The organism is Thermococcus alcaliphilus (assembly GCF_024054535.1).
Taxonomy (GTDB): domain Archaea; phylum Methanobacteriota_B; class Thermococci; order Thermococcales; family Thermococcaceae; genus Thermococcus_A; species Thermococcus_A alcaliphilus.
On sequence record NZ_JAMXLV010000024.1, the window covers coordinates 84,423 to 104,441 of the forward strand.

Sequence of the window (20,019 nt, forward strand, 5' to 3'; positions counted from 1 at the left end):
ATATTTAACTTCTCTTAAACTAAGAGTCCTAGTAAATATTTTAGGCTTCATCCCTTATTTACCTTTTGGTGGTGGATGGTGGAAAAGCTAATAATAAAAGCTGTAGAGATTAAAGGAAGGTGCCCGGTATTCAAGGTCGGGGATAAGGTAGTTATAGAAGGACCAAAAGTCAACTTAAAAGAGACTGATGCAATCTGCACCCATGCATTTGCGTCTTTCCTCCCCTACATAGTGGCACTGCGAAAAGGAATTAAGGCTTCAGAGATAGGACTTGGGAAAGGAGAAAAAGCCTATGTGCAGTGCCTCGACCCCGGACCCCCGTACACGGATGGAGGAACGGTAATATTTGAAATAACGGTGATACGGAATGAAGCAGAAGAAAGCATGGAGAGTAGTGAGAGAAGCGATTAAAGAGGGAGACATTATAGTAGAGGTAGTTGATGCAAGAGACCCAATTGGAACGAGAAACCTAAAAGTAGAACGCCTTGTCCAAGAAGAAGGAAAAAGGCTTCTCATAGTGATGAATAAAGCCGATTTAGTCCCAAAGGAGTGGGCTGAAGAGTACAAGAGGAAACATAAGGATATCCCAATAGTGTTCATCAGTGCTAGGGAGAGAAAGGGAACTGGGATGCTAAGAAAGGAGATAAAGAAGCTCGCAAAAGAACTCTTCGAAGAAGGCAAAGAGAAAGTGAAGGTTGTTCTAGTGGGTTATCCCAACGTTGGAAAGAGCACAATAATAAACGTGCTGAAAGGTAAGCATGCTGTTGGAACGGCACCAATACCGGGATATACAAAAGGAAAGCAACTTATTAAGCTTTCAAAAAAGATATGGTTAGTTGATTCCCCGGGAGTTGTTCCGATAGATGATTTTGACGAGCTCGTTATTAGAGGGGGCTTTCCGGCGGATAAGATTGAAGATCCCGTTAAACCGGCATTAAAGCTTATAAAAAGAATTTTAGAAACCAGAAAAGAAGCAATTACCGAAAAGTATGGGGTAGAGGAGTTTGAAAATGAAGAGCAAATTCTTGAAGCTATCGGCAGAAAGAAAGGTCTTCTAGGGAAGGGAGGCAAAGTTAATCTGGAAGAGGCCGCCCGTTATTTCCTAAGGGAATGGCAAACCGGAAGATTCACCCTTTTTGGAAGAGAGGAAGAAAAAAAAGAGTTTTTCATTCGGGATTTCGAAGAAATTCTCGACGAAATCGAGAAGGAACACCTCTTAGACCCCAGAAGAATACTCTGGAAATATGGAGAAAAGCTAACCCTTGATAACAAGAAGAGGGTCGGATTTAGAGAAATTGAGGGATTTACAGTGGGAATAGCAACAGGATTTAAAAAGTGCGACTCTGCAATAAAATTCCTTGAAGAAATAACCAAAAAGAAGGTCATCGCAAGCGAATGCTTCGGGGGAAAATGGAAGGGCGTAATAGCAATTCTGGAGTGATTGAGATGAAGTTTATATTAACAACATCACAGGGAATTGAAGATTTAGCAAAAAGAGAAGTTGAGATGCTCATTGAAAAGGCTGGACTAAAGGGAAAAGCAGAAGAGAAGCCCTTTGGGGTTGAGGGAAGAATAACAGCAGAGATTGAGAAAGGATATTATTTTGATGAAAAAGGGAAGAAGAGGGAGTTTGAAATAGCCTCCTTTTTGAACGAAAACTCCAGACTTCTGCACAGGGTTATTCTCCACATATCTTCAACAAGGCTAACCAGCTTAGAAAAAGAAAATGCCCTCCAAGGGATTTATGATTTTGTGTTCAACTCCCCTATTGAAAAATATGTAAAGGTAACCGAAAGCTTTGCAGTTAGGAGTTTTAGAAAGGGAGATCACGAGTTTACAAGCATTGATATAGCAAAAACTGTTGGAAGTGCCATCTACGATAAACTTTCACAGTTTGGAATGCCGAGGGTAAACCTCGATCATCCTTCAGTGATTTTCAGAGCAGAGGTCATTGACGATGTCTTCTTCCTTGGGGTAGACACCACCGGCGATAGCTCACTCCACAAAAGGCCTTGGCGCGTTTACGACCATCCGGCCCATCTAAAGGCAAGTATAGCAAACGCGATGATAGAGCTTGCAGAGCTTGATGGCGGAAGTGTTGTAGACCCGATGTGTGGAAGCGGGACAATGTTAATCGAGCTCGCTTTGAGAGAGTACAAGGGAAGAATCACCGGTATTGAGAAGTATAAAAAGCATTTAAACGGTGCAAAAATGAACGCTTTAGCGGCTGGAGTGCTTGATAAGATTGAGTTTATTCATGGAGATGCCACGAAGCTCTCTCAATACATCGAAAGTGTTGATTTTGCCATAAGCAACCTCCCCTACGGGCTGAAGATAGGAAGAAAGAGCAGGATACCAGAGCTTTATATGAAGTTTTTTAGTGAGCTCTCAAAAGTCCTTGAAAAGAGGGGGGTTTTCATAACAACCGAAAAAAAGGCGATAGAGAAGGCATTTGAGGAAAATGGATTTACAATTATCCATCACCGTTTAGTTGGGCACGGCGGCTTGATAGTTCACCTATATGTTATTAAATAGATCTCAGTAGTCTATATATCTATATAGTTTTTAGACAATACTATATTTTATTGCGACAATCTTTATATTATCTAAGGCTTCTCCCTTTAACGGGTGAAGCAAATGAGACGAATATTAGCAACTCTCTTGGTTTTAGTAATAGCAGTTTCTTTATTCGCCAGCGGATGTATAAGCTCAAATGGGCAGGATCAAACCCCAACTCAAAGCAACTCCAACCCCGAAAAAAGCCTTGTGACAATACGCACAACTGGGGCAACATTTCCCCAATATCAAGTTCAGAAGTGGATCGAGGCCTACATGAAGACTAACCCCAATGTAAAGATCGAATATGAAGGTGGCGGAAGCGGTCACGGACAAGATGCTTTCCTTAAGGGTATAACACATATTGGAAGAACTGATCCGCCGGTTAAGGAATCAACTTGGAAGAAGTTCCTTGAAACTGGCGATCAACCCTTGCAATTCCCATGGATAGTGGGGGCAGTTGTGATTGCTTATAACGTGCCCGGTGTTGATGAACTTAAACTCGATGGTGAAACCCTTGCAAAGATATTCATGGGCGAAATAGAGTACTGGGATGATCCAGCAATAAAGTCCCTGAACCCCAACGTACAGCTCCCCAACAAGAAGATAATTGTCATTCATAGAAGTGATTCAAGTGGGACCACCGCCGTGTTCACTACCTACCTAACCCTCGTAAGTAAGGAATGGGCCGAGAAAGTTGGAGCTGGAAAGACTGTTGACTGGCCAGTTGATAAGCTCGGAAGGGGAATTGGTGGAAAAGGTAATCCTGGAGTTGTTCAAGCCCTAAAGAGCACGGAATATAGCATAGCTTATACTGAGCTCTCCTTCGCTATAGAAGAGAACCTTAAAGTTGTAGCACTTAAAAACAAAGCTGGAAACTTCGTAAAACCAACCGATGAAACCATAAAAGCAGCAGTGGCAGCAGTTAAGTCTTTTATCCCCGATCCTACGGAGGGATACAAAGAAGACCCTGCTCAGCTCATGAATGCTCCTGGAGAGAATGCCTACCCAATAATAGCATTTACTCACGCTCTCGTCTGGCAGAACAAAGGTGGAAAGCACTACACCAAGGAAGAAGCTGAAGCAATAAAAGACTTTTTGAGATGGGTTCTTACTGAAGGCCAAAAGCCCGAGAACATTGCCCCAGGTTATGTAGGCCTTCCACCGGAAGTTGCTCAGATCGGCTTAAAGGCAATTGAGATGATCCAAACCGGCTGATTCCTTTTCCTTTTTTGGTGATATCAATGAGAGTGGGAGTAAACACATACATTGTGCAGGAGATAAGTGGAAAAGGATTTCCCATTGACGAGCTCAAAGTCGAAGTCTTAGAGCTTAACTTCGATGACACACCAGTATTAACCAAAAAAGGCATCAATTGGGAAATTTTAAAGAAGTTATCTGGTCTTGACGTAGAATTCACCCTCCATGCACCCACAGTGGATGGAAAGAACATTAATATTGACTTAGGACGCTACAGTAGAATGAATATTATAACAATGAAGAATGTCTTCAAAGTAGCCAACAGACTTAATGCAAAAATTGTTGTTTTACATGGAGGTAACATAAAAGAAAGCTACCACCGGGCGTTTATTAATACGCGGAAACAGATAATGGAAATAGCAAGCATGGCGGAGGATTACGACGTTAGGTTGCTTATTGAAAACCTTACCGATGTAAGCATTGGAACATTTCCACATGAACTGCTTTCTCTTATGGGGAACAATGTCTCGATGTGTTTAGATATAGGCCATGCCTTTCTCACAGCAATAAAGTGGGGCCTTCCTCTCGATGAGTTTATTTTACTGTCTCCATACGTAGAAGAGCTTCACGTTCATGACAACCACGGCAACTTTGATGAACACCTACTCCCGGGAGAGGGAATGATTGGATGGAATTATGTTGAGAAGTTTATTAAAAGTACACGCCCAAAATACCTAATTCTTGAAATTAAGCAGTTCTCCAGCATGGAGGCTGTTATCAATGCAATTCAGCGGGTTAAGAAAAATATAAGGGGGTGATCCAATGAGAATGGATGGATTCAAAGCAATTGCAATAGTGGCAGTTTTTGTTGTGTTTGCTGTTTTTGCAGGGATGCTTGTTATTTACTTCACAAACGCAGTTCCTGCATTTCACAGATTTGGTATAGATGTCTATCTCAAAAATATCTGGAATGCTGCTGAAGAGCCCTCAAGAGAAGCATATGGAATAGCTGCGGCCATATGGGGGAGTTTTTACACATCGCTAATTGCTGTGTTAATAGCATTGCCTCTCTCAATATCATACTCAATTTTTGTCGTCGACTATGCGCCAAAGCGATTGAAAAATGTCATAATTATACTCTCAGACGTTATGGCAGGACTACCAACTATAATTTACGGTATATGGGGAGCTTTTGTGTTGGTTCCTCTTTTGAGAGATTATGTTATGCAGTTCCTTTATGATCATCTTTCATTTATACCACTCTTCTCTTATCCCCCAATTACCGGCTACAGCTATCTTTCAGCAGGTATCCTTCTTGCCATCATGGTTACTCCTTTTGCATCTGCCATAATCAGAGAGGCTTATGAGATGATACCTTATACCTACCGGGAAGCCGCTTATGCGCTTGGGGCAACAAAATATGAAGCCACAAAACTTTTAATAGGCTACATAAAGCCTGCCATTCTTTCTGGCTTTATTCTCGCCTTTGGAAGAGCCATTGGAGAAACGGTAGCAGTTTCTCTTGTAATAGGCAATACGTTTAATCTAACTTGGAAGCTCTTCGCACCAGGATATACAATTTCGTCCTTAATAGCTAACCAGTTTGGAAACGCATTCATCTATGAGTATATGACTCCAGTTCTTTATGCCGCCGGACTCGCCCTCTTCATCATAGGTCTCGGAATCAACATTATCGGATTAAGATTCATAAGGAGGTGGGAGGAGAATGTCAAGCTCTAAAGTGAGAAAACAGAAAGAGAGGATTTTCTTAATAGGAATAGGAAGCCTCACATTCCTCGCACTACTTCCTCTCTTTCACATAATAGCTACAGTCTTTAGGAATGGATTACCTGTTATTATCAAGGAGGGTCTAAACTTCCTTACTGGAACATTTTCTAATGGTGGGATTGGGCCAGCGATTATAGGAACATTCACACTAACATTCCTCGCTTCCCTGTTGGGACTTCCAATAGCCTTTCTGGTTGGCCTCTATGCCTATGAATTCCCAAGAAGCACAATAGGTAGATGGACAAAGATGCTCCTCCAGATAATGATTGAGTTTCCAACAATATTAGTTGGAGTTTTCGTTATGCAGGTTCTTGTCGTACCAATGGGAACTTACTCGGCATTTGCTGGTGCCTTGGCCTTAGCAATAATTTTAATGCCCTATGTTGCTATCTATACTCACGAAGCGATGCGTGAGATTCCTTTCACTTATCGTGAAGCAGGATACTCTCTCGGGCTCACAAGAATCAAGGTACTCCTCAAGATTCTGGCACCAATGGCAAAGCGTGGAATTTTTACAGGGGTTCTAATAGGTGTTGCCAAAGTCGCAGGAGAGACTGCGCCATTACTATTCACTGCGGGTGGCCTCTATGAGAGTTATCCATCCTCAGTAACCAAGCCCATTGGCTCAATATCTCTCCTCATATACCAGCTTGTTCAGAGTCCAAGTCCAGCAGATCATGAAATGGCCTGGGGAGCCTCTTTAATCCTGCTTATTGTTTTCCTTGGAATATTCATCCCAATAAGACTTAGCTTAAAGGAGGTGAAACTATGAGGTTTGCTATAGAAACGGTTAACCTTCATATCTACTATGGCCCTAACCATGTGATAAAGGGAGTAAATCTCCAAATTCCAGAGAAGGGTGTTTTTGCCCTAATGGGTCCCAGTGGATGTGGAAAATCAACTATGCTGAGAACATTCAATAGGCTTATAGAACTTAACGAAGAGGCTAGGATTGAGGGAGAAGTGAAGCTCTTCGGGAAGAATATTTATTCCTCTGATGTCGATCCTATAGAGGTCAGAAAGCAGGTTGGTATGGTATTTCAGTATCCAAATCCATTTCCCCACCTCACTATATATGATAACGTTGCAATAGGGTTGAAACTAAATAGGCTTGTATCCTCAAAAGAAGAGATGGATAAGAGAGTGGAATGGGCTCTAAAGAAAGCCGCACTTTGGGATGAAGTAAAAGACAGACTAAAGGATTATCCTTCAAGCCTTTCTGGAGGACAAAGGCAGAGATTGGTAATAGCAAGGGCATTAGCTATGAAACCAAAAATACTTCTAATGGATGAACCTACTGCCAACATTGATCCAGTGGGAACATCAAAGATAGAAGAACTGCTTTTTGAACTCAGAAAAGATTATACAATCGTTTTAGTTACACATTCACCCGCTCAAGCTGCTAGAATTAGTAATTACGTAGGGTTCTTGTATTTGGGTGAATTGATAGAAGTAGGACCAACAAGGAAGGTGTTTGAAAACCCAGAGCATGAGCTAACTGAGCAGTATGTTACGGGGGTGTTGGGATGAGAAAGCTCTTAGAGTTGGGGCTAAAACAGATGGAAAAACTTCTTCAAGAAATGGGAGAAACAACAATAGAATGTGCCAATTCTATTGAGAAAATTTTAGATGGAGAATGGGACAACATAGAAGACAAATCAAGCAAGTTACACATTTTGAGAGAAGAAATAATAGATATAGCCACAGAGCTTCTCGTACGATACCAACCGGTGGCTTCTGATCTTAGGTACATACAGGCATCTATAGATGTAAGTTACGACCTTTACAGAATTTCAAGATATGCAATGGAGATAGAGAGGACAATAAAAATAACAAATCCTAATTGTGAGTTCCGAGATGTTAAGAATGCTCTCAAAACCGTTAATGAGATGATTAAAACAGCCGTGGAAGCGTTTTTGTCCAAAGATGAGCTCTTGGTAGGAAAGCTCATAGAGATGGATACAAAAATAGACAGAATGTACATAGACTCAATAAAGGCACTAAAGGAACAACCAGATCTTTGCAAAGCAGTTGAGGCTCTGATAATCAGGCACTTAGAAAGAATAAGTGACCACGCCAAATATATTGGTGGGGCAACTATCTATGTAAAAAATGGAAAGAGGATTTAATTTACTCTTTTTATTTTAACTAACACAGAATACTTCTCTCAGCAAGCACCTCCTCCCTCAAAGTTCCAATTCCCTCTATCCACGCCTCAACAACATCGCCATGTCTCAGAGGTCCAACGCCTTCAGGGGTTCCAGTTGCAATTATATCGCCTTTCTCAAGGGTCATTATACTTGAAACGTACTCTATTATCTCATCTATCTTGAATATCATCTTGCTCGTCCTTGAGAGCTGCCTTATTTCGCCGTTAACCTTGAGGCCAATTTCAAGGTCGTCAACGTTTATTTCCCTCTTATCAACTATTCTTGGCCCTATAGGCGCAAATGTATCAAATCCCTTTGCCACAGTCCATGGAAGACCTTTTTTCTTTGCTTCCCACTGGAGATCTCGGGCGGTTATATCCATTAAGATGGTATAGCCAAGAACGTAGTCCATGGCTTTCGCCTTTGGAATGTTCTTACCTCTCTTTCCAATTATCACAGCAAGCTCTACTTCGTGATCAACGTGATTACTCTTTCTCGGCAAGATTATCGTTTGACCGGGCCCTATAAGTGCGGAAGGAGGTTTTAAGAAGATTACCGGTTCTTCGGGAACTTCGTGCCCAAGTTCCCTTGCATGTTCAGCGTAATTTCTTCCAAGACAGATTATTTTGCTCGGCTTAACCTCGTAAAAGCCATCTCTAAAGGGTAAACGAATCATGTGATCACCAAGTAAAATTACAATTTTGGAGCTTATAAACTCTGAGGATATAGAACGCTAACCAAAAATTTGAAGAATTGGGAGCTATCTCCTCAAAGGCTCCGGAATGGCTTTGTCCCATTGCTCTCTTGCCAGTTCTCCAGTGTACTTGAACTTCTCAACAAGCTTTTTAGCCTCTTCCCTCTTCTTCTGGTGTTCTCTCAAGAAGTTTTGGACCTTTTCTATGAGATAGCGCTTGCATTGGCCGCATAAGAGTTCTCCATTCTTGCATGCGTGATATCTCTCAACTAGGGCTTTGTCATCAGGTTCAAAGAATATTTCGAGCCATTTGAACACAACACACTTATCCGGCTCTCCCCCAAGCTCCCTCTGCTCCTTTGCTGTAGCTCTTCCTCCTGTGAGTGCGTATTTCCATATTTTTCTACCAGCTTCTTCAGGATCATCTGTTAGGTAAATAGCAGTTTCTGGCTTTGAGGCGCTCATTTTACCTCCAAGACCCATCAAACCTGGAACGAACTTTGAGTGCAAGGCAGCTGCTTTGTAATATCCCAAACTCTCGGCAAAATCCCTCTGTATTCTCCAGTAGGGATCTTGGTCTATAGCTGCAGGAATAAGGGAACGTTTTTTCTCAAAGAAAGTAGGCGCAGCTTGGATTGCCGGGTAGAATATCATTCCGATTTTGCTCTGATCGTTAAACCCAAAAACGGCTTTTGCCATTGAATAGGTGACTTTCTTTGCTATTGGAATCGCCATCTCGTAGATTTTGGTGAACTCACTATCCTGAAAGATGAACGTCTTATCCGGGTCAAAGCCTACTGCAATTATGTCGAGGATGTTTTCATATGCCCACCTTTTGGTGTCGTCGAAGGTTAAATTTGGTTTGAAGAGGAACTTTTCATCATCCGTTATTTGAATATACAGGTTAACTCCAAAATTCTCCTGGAGCCATTTTGTCGCAAAGAACGGAATTATATGGCCTATATGCATTGGCCCGCTGGGCCCTCTTCCGGTGTAAAGGAAAAAGCCTCTGCCCTCTTCGTAGTCTTTAAGAACCAAGTCATAGTCCCTATGGGAGAAGAAAAACTTCCTCTTAAAGTACATTGGAAGCTCGCTTTTGGTAAGTTCTTTGGTCTTTTCAAGCAACTCTTCGGTAAGTGGCGTCGTTCCGAATTCCTTGATAAGCTTGTCGTAGTCTACTACACCCTTCACTTCCCATGGAGTTACTTCAAATTCCATCCAGAACACCTCCAAAGATTAAACTAGCCAAAAAAGGACTAAAGTTACTGTCACCAAAGCCAAAAGCAATCACCGTGCATGGTTTAAAAGTGGAAAATAAAAATATAAAGTTTTCCATGCGGTTCACGATACCGTCAGGACAAGACCTATTTTTCTGTACTGAATTTGGTGAACATCTCGGTGATGCTACTAAATTGCTTCAGGAGATGGTGTCACAATTATCCTCTACAATTACAATATTCAGTAAATCTTCTGATGTTCCCTCTTCCCAAGTAGAAAAAGATTTTTAGAAAGTTTTAGTAGGTCACTTGAGTTTCTTTTTTTCGCCTCTTCAAGGAGCTCAAAGGCCAAAAATTTCAGAAGCCTTCCTAGTTTGTAAGGGGTTGTATCCTTAAAAAACTCCCTTAGAAACTTTTCATCAATCCCGTCAATTAGCAAAATTGAATATGCAATGCTTAATTTGAGTGCCGGGTTAAAGATTCTAAAGGCGTATTTCTTTGCTTTCTCAATGTCGTTTCTCTTTAAATAAAATTTTACAAGCTCAGCTGCTAAATAGTCTGCACATTCTAGTCTCTCTAAAATCTCCTTTGCTTTTTCGATATCCCCACGATCAATGTAAGTTATACCAATTTCCTCTAAAAGGTAAGAAGCACAAGCATCTTCAACTCCTTTAGCAAGTTTTTCTGCCTCATGAAGTTGGCCAGTAAGAATTAGCCTCTCAATGTAATTGGAAATGTGCTTTAAATCTTGATCTTCTTTTTTCTTTAATTTAGCTTTCTTGCGTTTTTTAAAATTCTCAAAGACAAAAATTTGTAATTTTGTCTCCCCCTTTATTCTATGTATCTCTGTACCAATAAAAAACCTTCCGTCTTTATACCTAATATTCCCAGGGAGAGGCATTAAATATTGAAGCTCCTCCTCCCCAAGATTAAATTCGCTTAATTTAACTTCTTTTGCACTACTCTCCATTATTGCTTTCGCAAGTGCGTTGCTTATTCCTCTAAACGCTTTTTTTCTAAAGTAATCGTTATTTATTAACTTTGCAGCTTCTACTGCCTCTTTAAACTTCCTTACCTTTGCAAGTTCGTATGAAAGAAACAACAGAGTCTCACTTTTTAATGTCTCTATTTCTATTTTCTTTGCAATTTTTATGGCTCTTTTAGGATCCTTGATAACAAGGCTCTCAGCAACCCATTTGAATGCGTATCCCCTCCAGTAGGGGTCAGATATCTGCTCTGCAAGAGCATGGGCTTCTTCTATTTGCTTATGAGCCAGTAACTTTCTGATTTGTAGGAGTACCTCCTTCATAAAACTCTCCTCAAGAATATATAAGGTTAAAAACGTTAAAAAGTTTACATAATCTCCCAGAGATACTGCCCATATTTAACCAAGGCATATACTGCGTCAACACCATCCTCAACGGTTTCAAAAACCGGCACTCCCGTTTTTTCTATCCTTCTTGCCATCTTCTCCGGGAACTCACCACCGGGGGCAATAAAGACTATTGGCTTACCATACTTCTGCATTTCACCAACTTTTTCCACGATGCCTTCATCCAAAGCCGGGCTCTGGAAGAGTGCTATTACAACGAGAACATCAACGTTCTCATCCTCCAAAGCATAGCGCATGGCAATTTCATACCTGCTAGAGGGGGCATCCCCAATTATGTCAATGGGATTCTTGTAGCTCATATGCTCAGGGAGTTTCCCTTCCTCTATTGCCCTGGCGAATTTTTCTTTGGTCTCTTCGCTAAGCTCGGCCATTTTTAATCCTGCCTCAAGAACTCCATCACTCATCATTACCCCAGCTCCGCCACCGTTTGTAACTATTGCAATCCTATCCCCCTTTGCTGGCTTCTGCATTGCTAGTGCCTTTGCGTAGTTAAACAGTTGCCTCATGCTCCTCGCTTCTAAAACGCCAGTCTGCTCAAAAGCGGCTTTATAAATGGCATAGCTTCCCGCCAAGCTTCCGGTATGGGATGCTGCGGCTTTGGCTCCGGCTTCCGTTCTCCCGCTCTTAAGAATCACAACGGGCTTCTTTTTTGTTGCATCTCTAGCAGCTTTTAGGAACTTCCGGCCATCCTTAACTCCCTCAAGATACGCCGTAATGACCTTAGTGGCATCATCATCCTTCAAATACTCCATGAAGTCGCTCTCATCAAGGTCTGCCATATTTCCTAGGCTTATGAATTTACTCATTCCTACCTCATGCCTCGCAGCCCAGTCGAGAATAGCGGCTCCAAAGGCACCACTCTGGCTCATGAACGCTATTCCACCAAATCCTGGTCTAGCCTGCCGCTCCGGAGGATTAAAAGTACAATCGAACCCATTTTCAATGTTTGTAATTCCTAGACAGTTTGGCCCAACAACTCTTATGCCCCATCTTCTTGCCACTTCAACGAGCTTCTCCTCAAGTTCTACATTTCCGGCTTCTTTAAAGCCTGCAGAAATAACAACGGCTCCTTTTACTCCCTTTTGACCACATTCCTCAAGCACCTGAGGCACGAACTTTCCAGGAATCGCTATAACAGCTACATCAACTTCTTCGGGTATCTCCAAAACGCTCTTATACGCTTTAAGCCCCATGACTTCGGTTTCTTTAACGTTTACTGGATAAATCTTGCCCTTGAAACCAAAGTTTATGAGGTTTTTCATTATAGCGTTCCCAATTTTTCCCTCTTTGTTCGATGCTCCAATGACAGCGACACTTTTTGGATAGAACAGGAAGTCCAAATTCATACCATCCCCTCCACAATAATGATCATGCTTGTTGTTCGATGTGGGGATTTTACATTTATAAAATTTTCCAGGTTTAGGGAAAAGGTTATATGCTGGAACGCTTAAATTTTTGTTAGAACGTTAAAATTGGTGGGAGCGATGAAAAAGAAGGTTAAACTAATCACAGACCCAGAAGTAATAAAGTTAATGCTAGAAGATACGAGAAGGCAGATATTGAGATTGCTCAGAAACAGGGAGATGACGATTTCACAGCTTAGTGAAATTCTTGGAAAAACACCACAGACAATCTATCACCACATCGAAAAGCTAAAGGAAGCCGGTCTAGTGGAGGTAAAAAGAACCGAAATGAAAGGAAACTTGGTGGAAAAATACTACGGAAGGACTGCGGATGTATTTTACATAAACCTCTACCTCGGAGATGAGGAGCTTAGGTATCTGGCCAGATCAAGGTTAAAGACAAAGCTCGATGTTTTCAAAGCCCTCGGGTATGAGTTCGATGAGGAGGAACTCTTAAACATAATGGACAAACTCTTGGAGAAGGAGCATTCGTACACAGCGAAAATTTCTGCAGAAATAGAGGAAAAGGAAGAAGCTCTCAAGGAATTTTCAAATGAGGACATAATCCATGCCATTGATTGGCTTACCATGGCAGAGCTTGGAAGGGATGAGGAGGCAATAGAGCTCTTGAGAAAGCTTGGAGAAATACTTAAAAAGGAGTAAATTCAAATGGAAACGGGATAGAAAATGGCAAAAGGCATTAGACTTCTCGTGTTAGATGTGCTTAAACCTCACCAGCCCATGGTTACTGAACTGGCTTTGGGGTTGAGTGAGCTGAAGGGAGTAGATGGTGTTAATATTACCCTCGTGGAGATAGATAAAGAAACGGAAAACGTAAAGATAACCATCGTCGGAGATAATTTGGATTATGAAGAGATTGTAAGAACTATAGAAGAGTTTGGTGGGGTCGTGCACAGCATTGATATGGTTGCTGCAGGAAAGAAGATTATTGAGGAAAGCGAGACCCCCCAAGATAGGCTAGAAGAATTTTAAGAGTAGAGGATTTATGAAAGAGGTACTGATTGTTACTGATCCCGAGAAAATTAAGCTACTAGGGGATAGAACAAGGCTTGAGATAGTTAACCTTCTTAGAGAACGCCCCATGTCTGTTTCCGAACTTAGTGTTATGCTAAAAAAGAGCCCCTCAACGATATATCGACACATAAACCTTCTTGAAAAAGCGGGATTTGTAGAAGAAGTTGGGAGAGATGGAAACGAAACCCTTTATCGAAGAAGTGCAAGGATATTTTTGATTGCACCTTATCAAGAAGGAGAGATAACAACACCAACAATGAAGGCCATCCATCGTCAGGAGGCAGAAACGCTCTATAATCTATTCAAGAATGCCGGATTTGAGATTGACGATAAAAAGATTTTCATAGAGGTTCTTGAAAGATTCCTGACAACAACAGAGAGGCTTTCAAGAGATTTAATCAAGCGACTGGAGGGTTTTGATCTAAACCCAATAGAATTCATCCACCTCATGAACCTTCTAGTATTGATAAATTCCCCAAAGCTTCAAGAGGAAGCAAAAGAATTAAGAAAACTCCTAAAATTGGAGGATTAGAATTCAAGAACCCATTTGATAGCAAATGGAACTTTTTTAGCCACGTCCAAAGCGGTGAAGTTTTCTCCCATTTCATCTTTTACCGTATCCCCTGCAAGACCATTGAGAAAAGCACCAACACTCGCCGCTCTTAAAGGCTCGTTGCCCAGTGCGAGCAAAGCCCCAACTATTCCAGCGAGCACATCTCCAGTTCCTCCAGTCGTCATGCCCCTGTTTCCGGTTTTATTGTACTTCCAGATTTTGCCATCGCTTATTATATCGTAAACCCCTTTGAGCAAGATAGTGCCACCCACTGCATTGGCTTTTTCCATTACAAGCTTTGCTTTCTCTTCAAGGCTCCCTTCGGGCTTTTCTCCAAACAGTATCCTGAATTCACCAGCGTGAGGCGTCAAGACGAATTTCTTACCCTTAAGAACGTCCAAATCCTCGGCTACAGCCTTTAGGGCGTCTGCATCTATCACGACCGGTTTCTCACACCAGCGGAGGAACTCAACTACGAAGTCCTTCGTCTCTGCTTTTTCCCCAATTCCTGGGCCTAAGATAACTGCATCAACACCATTAGCAATCGTCAGAACGTCCTCAACGTCTTCCTTTGTGAAGTTTTTGCCATCAAAGGGGCGCAAAATTATGTTGGGATCATTTATTCTTCTGGCGGAGTATTCAGGCATTGCTAAATACACCAGGTCCACTATGTAACTTGCAACTTTTGCTGCCAAATATGGGGCTCCAAAGTAGTCCTCGCTTCCCCCAATTACAAGGAGTTTCCCGTTCTGCCCCTTGTGCTCGCCTTTCTTTTGTAAGGCAAATTTTGCATCTCCCGGACCTACAAGATGATAAAGTTCTTTAGGATATCCAATCTTTGCTACAACCCTTTTAAAGTCCCTATATTCTTCTTTGTCCCATTGAAAAGTTACTGCAAAGTCGCACTTAACATGAACACCGCTTGGATAGCCGCTCGGCAGGTCAACGCTCACTATCTTTGCCTTTCCAGCGTACTCGTTTATCTTTTCAATGGCACTCCTTATTGGCTCTCTTGGCTCTCCTCTGGTTCCAGCACCAAGGAGTGCATCCACTATAACATCAAAACCTTCAAGGCTTAGCTCCTTTATCTGGCTCGAATCCTTGAGAACTTTGATTGTGATAAAATCGAGCTTTTTTAGGATTTCCCAGTTCTGCTTTGCCTCTTCACTTCTAATTTTTGCCTCATCTCCTATTAAGAAAAGCGTTACGTCGTTTTCAAAGCTGAGATGCCGAGCGGCAACGAATCCATCTCCCCCATTGTTACCAGTTCCAGAAAAGACTGCTATTTTTAAGCCCTTACCAAACTTCTCTTCTATAGCCCTTGCAACGCCAGCACCAGCATTCTCCATGAGCTGAAATGGAGATATACCAAGCCACTTGGCATTTATATCCCAGATGTAAACGTCCTCAATGCGCATGAGCACCACCAAGAAATATTGAATACAAAGAACAAAAAACTTACTCTAAAAAATCTCCCCGAGTTCTGTTATTGTTGCCACCCACAGCACATAGAGGACAACAAACAAGAGCAGATAGCTCAAGAAGATCCTCAACCTTTGGTTTCTTATTTTCTTAAGCCCAAAAATCTCAAAGCCAGCATAGGAGTGAACAAGGAGCAAAACGGTGAAGCCGTATCTTATGAGCCGATACGAATGAAGCGTTGGGGCATTCTGGTATGAGACTAAGCCAAAAGTAAATGTCGAGATGGTTCTAGGGCTTACAATCCCATATCCCGTGATAACAAGGATCAAAGAAAAAATAAAAAGCGGAACCGCCGTAAGTTCCACGATCCTGAATGTCCTCATGGCTTTTCACCGATATATGCATCATCCGGATAGCCTTCACTCTCGTAAGTTCCCAAGAAGTTGTAATCCACAACCTCTATTTTCACAAGGTACTTTATCCACTTGTACCCCCACATTCCAGGGGCTATAAGACGTGGTTCGATGGGTTTGTTGTTGAACTCATAGGCAATTATGAGCTCATCGTTTGTAAGTGCTTCCTCAAGGGTAAGATCGGTTGTGAACCCATCCCTTGCGTAGAATGCCACTTTTATTGCTCCATCTTTTACTCCTGCTTGCTCTAGAATATAAGACAACTTAACTCCCTTCCATAACCCTTGTTTTCTAGCCTTTCCAGGATAGGCAACGCAATAAAGCTCAGAAAAAACCGCTGTTTGCGGCATCTCCTTAAGTTGTGAGAGAGTTATGTTCATAGGCTTTTCAACTAATCCAGTAACTTCGATCACCCATTCCTCAGAAGCATTCAAAACTTCGGGGCTGGATGAGCTTACCTCTGAAAAATTTTCGGTTTTGGGAGAGGCAGTTGAAGAGGGAGTAGTATTAATGCTGTTCCATCTTGCCACTGTAAATACTACCAAAAAAGCAAGAAAAATTGCACTTATGAAGAGTTTTTTCTTCAAAGGGTCCACCGTTCTTTGATAAGGGAAAGAAAGTTATAATCTTAACTGGACATTATTGGGAAGTCGGAATTTGACCAATGCAACAGTGAAAAGGATATCCTCTACGCTCTGCCAAGAGAGCTGTGGACATGTTTTAAAACCAGTATAAACCCAACTAGTGCACTCAAATACCAAGGAAGAACGAAGAGTGTTAATCCCAGTGAAGTTCCGCTTAAAGCGGCATAAGGCAACTCAAAAACGAGTGCCATGATAAAATAAGCAAAGAGAAGTTTTACCGGAAAGAACCCCTTCCGCAGTATCATTATGAGATAAACTTCCAGAGCACCCATGAGGAGGATGTAGCCGGGGATGGTGAACCTCGGCAGGGGTAGCTTCATGAGAAGGGGAGCGTTGTAAAAGAGCACTATTCCAAGAGCATCCATCGCCGAGATAAACCGAAAAGCAAGCCGGAATATTAGTAAGAGGGTGAGGCAGGTTCTATCCAGATCCATGAGGTACACCTCCGGAGCTCTTTCCCAAAAACCAGAGAATTATACTCCCTCCAATCCCTATCAAAGGCAGAGAATAAAGAGCCTTGAAACCGATATTGATATCCAGCAAGAGAAGGAGAATAAAACATAGCAGAGAGACAGGGATTCCCTTATTTTCATTCAAGAAAAGTTCATAAACACTGTAAAAGGGAAGCACCGCAGAAACCAAGTATAGAACTGTCTGCCAGAGGGAAAGAGCCGTAAGGAGAGGAAAAATCACCCAGATAATCATAACATGGCAAAGGAGAAGTAAAGATAAAAGAATCTTTAAAGGGGTTCTCAGCTCCATGCAAAATACCACCATTTTAAATAAGCTTCAAAGCCCTCTCATAGTCCTTCTTAGAGTACAGCACCAGATAAACTTCCTTAACGCTTTTCGCCTCTTCCGAAAACTCCTTTACCGTCTCGGCAAAAGTTTTCACAACCTCTTCAAAGGGACACCCATAGATGCCAGCACTTATAGCCGGAAAGGCTATGCTCTTGACCCCCAACTCTTCCGCCTTCCTCAGCGCCCCGAGAATAGCCTTCTTGAGCTTTTCCTTCTTATCCTCATCCCATTTACCACCACAGTAAGGCCCAACGGTGTGGATGACGTACTTTATGCCGTACTGCTCCATTTTCATTGCTGGAGTTACAACAACTTCCCCATGCTCGATCCAGTCCCTTCCAATCTGTTCTTTCATGGCTTCTTTGCTTATTCTTATGTATTCTCTAACATCCCCAGCAGCCGCTTTTGCTATTGCGTAAGCAACTCCCCCACCATGTTCAAGATATTTGTTCGCAGCATTGACGATTGCCTCAGCCGGAAAGCGGGTTATATCTCCCTGAGCAACTTTAAATGTGAGAAACCCAAAATTCAGCTCCATAATGCCCACCGCATAAAAATACGCACCAAAAAGATAAAAGGTTAGCGAAGCTCATCAACTATCTTCTGAACCTTATCCAAAACTTTTTCCTCATCAATGGTCAAAACTTCTCCGTCGAGCATGACTATTTCCCCGTTTATTATGGTTGTCTCAACATCGTTCCCATTGGCGGAATACACTATATGGGAAATTACGTTGGTTATCGGCCTTAGGTGAGGCTTATTAAAATCAATAACGACGATATCTGCAAGTGCCCCTTCCTTTATGGATCCAGCACCCAAATTGAGGCCTTTCGCTCCGTTTTGGGTAGCCATCTTAAAAACTGTTCTTGCATCGGCAAGGGTTGGATTTAGATTGTGAACCTTGTGAAGGAGAGAAACTAGTTTCATCTCCTCTATCATGTCCAAGTTGTTGTTGCTTGCAGCTCCATCCGTGCCCAGCGCTATGTTAACTCCAGCTCTAAGGAGTTGCTCCAAGGGCATTACCCCACTGCCAAGCTTCATGTTGCTTGCAGGATTATGAACTATCGTAACTTTCCTTTTGGCTAGAATTTCAATCTCCTTGTCGGTTAGCCACACTCCATGGGCCGCTATGATATCGCTTTTCAAGAAACCTAACTCGTCCAAAAACTCTACCGGAGTTTTACCGTATTTTTCCTTTATCTGCTTTACCTCATCTCTTGTCTCGTTTATGTGTATCGTTATCATCCTTCCGGTTTCATCGGCTTTTTCCCTGACCCATTTCAAAAGCTCTGGAGAGCACGTGTAAGGGGCATGGGGCCCAAAGAGGAACTCTATCCTTGGAGAGCCCATCTTTTCGATAAACTCCAAGAGTTTGAGAGTTTCTCGGATCTCAACGTTTCTCTTCTCCTCATCCCCAAGATCCACCATGCCGTAGCTCAGATAAGCTCTTATTCCAGCCTCCTCAGAGGCCTTTGCAACCCCTTCCATGTGGAAATACATGTCAACAAAAGCTGTTGTTCCACTCTTTATCATCTCAATGATTCCAAGGAGGGCGCCCCAGTATATGTGTTCCGGCTTAAGTTTTCTTTCCATTGGCCAGACGTAGTTTTGAAGCCATTCCATAAGGGGCAGGTCATCGGCAAGACCCCTCAGGAGAACCATTGGGGAGTGAGTGTGAGCGTTCACAAATCCGGGAGAAATAACTCTTCCTTTAGCGTCAATCACAACATCCGCTCCGAGATTGAGGTTTTTCCCAACTTTGGAAATTCTGTTCCCTTCAATGTAAACATCGGCCTTGATAACGTCAAGGTTCTCACCATAGATCACATAGCCATTTTTTATGAGAATGCTCATGGAATCACCTGCAAAATGTAGAAGAGAGGATTAATAAAATTGTTGGATTCAAACGAACATCGTCTTGAGGACATCAGCACAGCCACACTTTCTCTCCTCTGGAATCTTTGGAATTCCTGCCTTTAAGAGCTTCCTAATTTTTTCATTGTTTTCCTGCATGACTTTGAGCACTTCTTGAGCATCCACTGGCTTCTCAGCCCAGACATCGTAGTCCGTAATTGCTGCAATGTTGACGTAGCACATTCCGAGCTCCCTAGCAAGATTTACCTCCGGCACAAGGGTCATTCCAATTATGTGAGCGAATTGTCTGAACATCATCGATTCCGCTCTCGTGGAGAACCTCGGGCCTTCAATACATACATAAGTTCCTTTTTCGTGCACTGGGATGTTTAGCTCTTTGGCAGTTTCGTAGAAGATCTTCCTCATCTCCGGGCAAAATGGATCGGCCATTGAAACATGGGCAACCCTTGGGCCGTTGTAGAAGGTGTAGTCCCTTTTTTTGGTGAAGTCTATAAATTGGTCGGTTATAACGATGTCTCCGGGCTTGTACTCTTCTCTAAGAGAACCAACCGCAGTAATTCCTATTATTCTCTCGACGCCAAGCTCCTTAAGTGCCCATATGTTTGCCCTATAGGGAACTTCATGTGGAGGGAACTCGTGGTTTTTCCCGTGCCTTGGGATGAAAGCAACCTCAACTCCCTCAATCTCCCCTATTTCCACTGGGGCTGATGGCCTGCCATAGGGAGTGTGCACCTTTATTGCTTCTCTTGGCTCAAATACCCCATAAACTCCGGAACCGCCAATAATTCCTATCTTCGGCATTGGCATCACCAGTGAAAGTTTTCAAGCTGGAAATATTTAAGTTTAGTGTGGCTTGGGTGTCAAAAGGAGAAAAA

23 protein-coding genes are annotated in these 20,019 nt (G+C 42.3%); 12 read left to right on the plus strand and 11 right to left on the minus strand.

The window, feature by feature from the left end:
- Window positions 1-78: 78 nt before the first annotated feature.
- The 9 genes from NF859_RS10150 (at window position 79) to NF859_RS10190 (ending at window position 7,673) form a co-directional block, all read left to right on the plus strand.
- Window positions 79-411: a TIGR04076 family protein gene (locus NF859_RS10150; RefSeq protein ID WP_252744135.1), complete on the plus strand. Its 333-nt coding sequence runs from the start codon at window positions 79-81 to the stop codon at window positions 409-411.
- Entirely contained in the window at window positions 368-1,441 is a 1,074-nt protein-coding gene (locus NF859_RS10155) for a GTPase (RefSeq protein ID WP_252744136.1), read from the plus strand. The genes NF859_RS10150 and NF859_RS10155 overlap by 44 nt, the downstream gene beginning before the upstream one ends.
- A 5-nt stretch (window positions 1,442-1,446) precedes the next feature.
- Entirely contained in the window at window positions 1,447-2,535 is a 1,089-nt protein-coding gene (trm14, locus tag NF859_RS10160; RefSeq protein WP_252744137.1) for a tRNA (guanine(6)-N2)-methyltransferase, read from the plus strand.
- 102 nt (window positions 2,536-2,637) lie between these two features.
- Window positions 2,638-3,774, plus strand: a complete 1,137-nt coding sequence (gene pstS, locus NF859_RS10165) for a phosphate ABC transporter substrate-binding protein PstS (protein ID WP_252744138.1) — start codon at window positions 2,638-2,640, stop codon at window positions 3,772-3,774.
- Window positions 3,775-3,800: 26 nt separating this feature from the next.
- Entirely contained in the window at window positions 3,801-4,574 is a 774-nt protein-coding gene (locus NF859_RS10170) for a sugar phosphate isomerase/epimerase family protein (protein ID WP_252744139.1), read from the plus strand.
- 4 nt (window positions 4,575-4,578) lie between these two features.
- The gene (gene pstC / locus NF859_RS10175) at window positions 4,579-5,496 is read left to right on the plus strand and encodes a phosphate ABC transporter permease subunit PstC (RefSeq protein ID WP_152879352.1); all 918 of its coding nucleotides are present in this window, start codon (window positions 4,579-4,581) and stop codon (window positions 5,494-5,496) included.
- Window positions 5,483-6,316 (plus strand): phosphate ABC transporter permease PstA, encoded by an 834-nt coding sequence (pstA, locus tag NF859_RS10180; RefSeq protein WP_252744140.1) that lies wholly within the window; start codon window positions 5,483-5,485, stop codon window positions 6,314-6,316. The genes pstC and pstA overlap by 14 nt, the downstream gene beginning before the upstream one ends.
- Entirely contained in the window at window positions 6,313-7,074 is a 762-nt protein-coding gene (locus tag NF859_RS10185; RefSeq protein WP_252744141.1) for a phosphate ABC transporter ATP-binding protein, read from the plus strand. The genes pstA and NF859_RS10185 overlap by 4 nt, the downstream gene beginning before the upstream one ends.
- Window positions 7,071-7,673: a phosphate signaling complex PhoU family protein gene (locus tag NF859_RS10190; RefSeq protein WP_252744142.1), complete on the plus strand. Its 603-nt coding sequence runs from the start codon at window positions 7,071-7,073 to the stop codon at window positions 7,671-7,673. The genes NF859_RS10185 and NF859_RS10190 overlap by 4 nt, the downstream gene beginning before the upstream one ends.
- 19 nt (window positions 7,674-7,692) lie before the next feature.
- Here NF859_RS10190 and NF859_RS10195 read toward each other — a convergent pair whose 3' ends face one another.
- The 4 genes from NF859_RS10195 to acs all read right to left on the minus strand — a co-directional run bounded on the left by NF859_RS10195 (window position 7,693) and on the right by acs (window position 12,344).
- The gene (locus NF859_RS10195) at window positions 7,693-8,370 is read right to left on the minus strand and encodes a fumarylacetoacetate hydrolase family protein (RefSeq protein WP_004070041.1); all 678 of its coding nucleotides are present in this window, start codon (window positions 8,368-8,370) and stop codon (window positions 7,693-7,695) included.
- A gap of 84 nt (window positions 8,371-8,454) precedes the next feature.
- Window positions 8,455-9,606: a tryptophan--tRNA ligase gene (locus NF859_RS10200; protein ID WP_252744143.1), complete on the minus strand. Its 1,152-nt coding sequence runs from the start codon at window positions 9,604-9,606 to the stop codon at window positions 8,455-8,457.
- Between the two features lie 240 nt (window positions 9,607-9,846).
- Window positions 9,847-10,914: a hypothetical protein gene (locus NF859_RS10205; protein ID WP_252744144.1), complete on the minus strand. Its 1,068-nt coding sequence runs from the start codon at window positions 10,912-10,914 to the stop codon at window positions 9,847-9,849.
- A gap of 44 nt (window positions 10,915-10,958) precedes the next feature.
- A complete protein-coding gene (acs, locus tag NF859_RS10210; RefSeq protein WP_252744145.1) occupies window positions 10,959-12,344 on the minus strand; it encodes an acetate--CoA ligase alpha subunit in 1,386 nt (461 codons plus the stop codon).
- Window positions 12,345-12,482: 138 nt separating this feature from the next.
- Here acs and NF859_RS10215 point away from each other — a divergent pair, with 138 nt between their 5' ends.
- From NF859_RS10215 to NF859_RS10225, 3 genes are read left to right on the plus strand one after another with little or no spacing between them, the layout of a single operon-like run.
- Window positions 12,483-13,064 (plus strand): transcriptional regulator, encoded by a 582-nt coding sequence (locus tag NF859_RS10215; RefSeq protein ID WP_252744218.1) that lies wholly within the window; start codon window positions 12,483-12,485, stop codon window positions 13,062-13,064.
- 24 nt (window positions 13,065-13,088) lie between these two features.
- A complete protein-coding gene (locus tag NF859_RS10220; protein ID WP_048160675.1) occupies window positions 13,089-13,394 on the plus strand; it encodes a DUF211 domain-containing protein in 306 nt (101 codons plus the stop codon).
- A 13-nt stretch (window positions 13,395-13,407) separates the two neighbouring features.
- On the plus strand, window positions 13,408-13,968 hold the full coding sequence (locus NF859_RS10225; protein WP_252744146.1) for a winged helix-turn-helix domain-containing protein: 561 nt from the start codon (window positions 13,408-13,410) through the stop codon (window positions 13,966-13,968).
- Here NF859_RS10225 and NF859_RS10230 read toward each other — a convergent pair.
- The 7 genes from NF859_RS10230 to NF859_RS10260 form a co-directional block, all read right to left on the minus strand.
- Window positions 13,965-15,407, minus strand: a complete 1,443-nt coding sequence (locus tag NF859_RS10230) for an NAD(P)H-hydrate dehydratase (protein ID WP_252744219.1) — start codon at window positions 15,405-15,407, stop codon at window positions 13,965-13,967. The genes NF859_RS10225 and NF859_RS10230 overlap by 4 nt on opposite strands.
- A 45-nt stretch (window positions 15,408-15,452) precedes the next feature.
- Window positions 15,453-15,794, minus strand: coding sequence for a hypothetical protein (locus NF859_RS10235; RefSeq protein ID WP_252744147.1), 342 nt, complete (start codon window positions 15,792-15,794; stop codon window positions 15,453-15,455).
- Window positions 15,791-16,411 (minus strand): molybdopterin-dependent oxidoreductase, encoded by a 621-nt coding sequence (locus tag NF859_RS10240; protein WP_015850238.1) that lies wholly within the window; start codon window positions 16,409-16,411, stop codon window positions 15,791-15,793. Before NF859_RS10240 ends, NF859_RS10235 begins: the two co-directional genes overlap by 4 nt.
- Window positions 16,412-16,512: 101 nt before the next feature.
- Window positions 16,513-16,902, minus strand: a complete 390-nt coding sequence (locus NF859_RS10245; RefSeq protein WP_252744148.1) for a hypothetical protein — start codon at window positions 16,900-16,902, stop codon at window positions 16,513-16,515.
- Window positions 16,903-17,246: 344 nt separating this feature from the next.
- Window positions 17,247-17,807: a [protein ADP-ribosylglutamate] hydrolase gene (locus tag NF859_RS10250; RefSeq protein ID WP_252744149.1), complete on the minus strand. Its 561-nt coding sequence runs from the start codon at window positions 17,805-17,807 to the stop codon at window positions 17,247-17,249.
- Window positions 17,808-17,848: 41 nt separating this feature from the next.
- Window positions 17,849-19,123: an amidohydrolase family protein gene (locus tag NF859_RS10255; protein ID WP_252744150.1), complete on the minus strand. Its 1,275-nt coding sequence runs from the start codon at window positions 19,121-19,123 to the stop codon at window positions 17,849-17,851.
- A gap of 48 nt (window positions 19,124-19,171) precedes the next feature.
- Window positions 19,172-19,945, minus strand: coding sequence for an S-methyl-5'-thioadenosine phosphorylase (locus NF859_RS10260; RefSeq protein WP_252744151.1), 774 nt, complete (start codon window positions 19,943-19,945; stop codon window positions 19,172-19,174).
- Between the last annotated feature and the right edge of the window lie 74 nt (window positions 19,946-20,019).

What these genes read in the sequence shown, in the direction of transcription:
- NF859_RS10155 (WP_252744136.1), top strand. Translation starts at nt 368, where the DNA reads ATGAAGCAGAAGAAAGCATGGAGAGTAGTGAGAGAAGCGATTAAAGAG.
- trm14 (WP_252744137.1), top strand. Translation starts at nt 1,447, where the DNA reads ATGAAGTTTATATTAACAACATCACAGGGAATTGAAGATTTAGCAAAA.
- pstS (WP_252744138.1), top strand. Translation starts at nt 2,638, where the DNA reads ATGAGACGAATATTAGCAACTCTCTTGGTTTTAGTAATAGCAGTTTCT.
- NF859_RS10170 (WP_252744139.1), top strand. Translation starts at nt 3,801, where the DNA reads ATGAGAGTGGGAGTAAACACATACATTGTGCAGGAGATAAGTGGAAAA.
- pstC (WP_152879352.1), top strand. Translation starts at nt 4,579, where the DNA reads ATGAGAATGGATGGATTCAAAGCAATTGCAATAGTGGCAGTTTTTGTT.
- pstA (WP_252744140.1), top strand. Translation starts at nt 5,483, where the DNA reads ATGTCAAGCTCTAAAGTGAGAAAACAGAAAGAGAGGATTTTCTTAATA.
- NF859_RS10185 (WP_252744141.1), top strand. Translation starts at nt 6,313, where the DNA reads ATGAGGTTTGCTATAGAAACGGTTAACCTTCATATCTACTATGGCCCT.
- NF859_RS10190 (WP_252744142.1), top strand. Translation starts at nt 7,071, where the DNA reads ATGAGAAAGCTCTTAGAGTTGGGGCTAAAACAGATGGAAAAACTTCTT.
- NF859_RS10195 (WP_004070041.1), bottom strand. Translation starts at nt 8,370, where the DNA reads ATGATTCGTTTACCCTTTAGAGATGGCTTTTACGAGGTTAAGCCGAGC.
- NF859_RS10200 (WP_252744143.1), bottom strand. Translation starts at nt 9,606, where the DNA reads ATGGAATTTGAAGTAACTCCATGGGAAGTGAAGGGTGTAGTAGACTAC.
- NF859_RS10205 (WP_252744144.1), bottom strand. Translation starts at nt 10,914, where the DNA reads ATGAAGGAGGTACTCCTACAAATCAGAAAGTTACTGGCTCATAAGCAA.
- acs (WP_252744145.1), bottom strand. Translation starts at nt 12,344, where the DNA reads ATGAATTTGGACTTCCTGTTCTATCCAAAAAGTGTCGCTGTCATTGGA.
- NF859_RS10215 (WP_252744218.1), top strand. Translation starts at nt 12,483, where the DNA reads ATGAAAAAGAAGGTTAAACTAATCACAGACCCAGAAGTAATAAAGTTA.
- NF859_RS10220 (WP_048160675.1), top strand. Translation starts at nt 13,089, where the DNA reads ATGGCAAAAGGCATTAGACTTCTCGTGTTAGATGTGCTTAAACCTCAC.
- NF859_RS10225 (WP_252744146.1), top strand. Translation starts at nt 13,408, where the DNA reads ATGAAAGAGGTACTGATTGTTACTGATCCCGAGAAAATTAAGCTACTA.
- NF859_RS10230 (WP_252744219.1), bottom strand. Translation starts at nt 15,407, where the DNA reads ATGCGCATTGAGGACGTTTACATCTGGGATATAAATGCCAAGTGGCTT.
- NF859_RS10235 (WP_252744147.1), bottom strand. Translation starts at nt 15,794, where the DNA reads ATGAGGACATTCAGGATCGTGGAACTTACGGCGGTTCCGCTTTTTATT.
- NF859_RS10245 (WP_252744148.1), bottom strand. Translation starts at nt 16,902, where the DNA reads ATGGATCTGGATAGAACCTGCCTCACCCTCTTACTAATATTCCGGCTT.
- NF859_RS10250 (WP_252744149.1), bottom strand. Translation starts at nt 17,807, where the DNA reads ATGGAGCTGAATTTTGGGTTTCTCACATTTAAAGTTGCTCAGGGAGAT.
- NF859_RS10255 (WP_252744150.1), bottom strand. Translation starts at nt 19,123, where the DNA reads ATGAGCATTCTCATAAAAAATGGCTATGTGATCTATGGTGAGAACCTT.
- NF859_RS10260 (WP_252744151.1), bottom strand. Translation starts at nt 19,945, where the DNA reads ATGCCGAAGATAGGAATTATTGGCGGTTCCGGAGTTTATGGGGTATTT.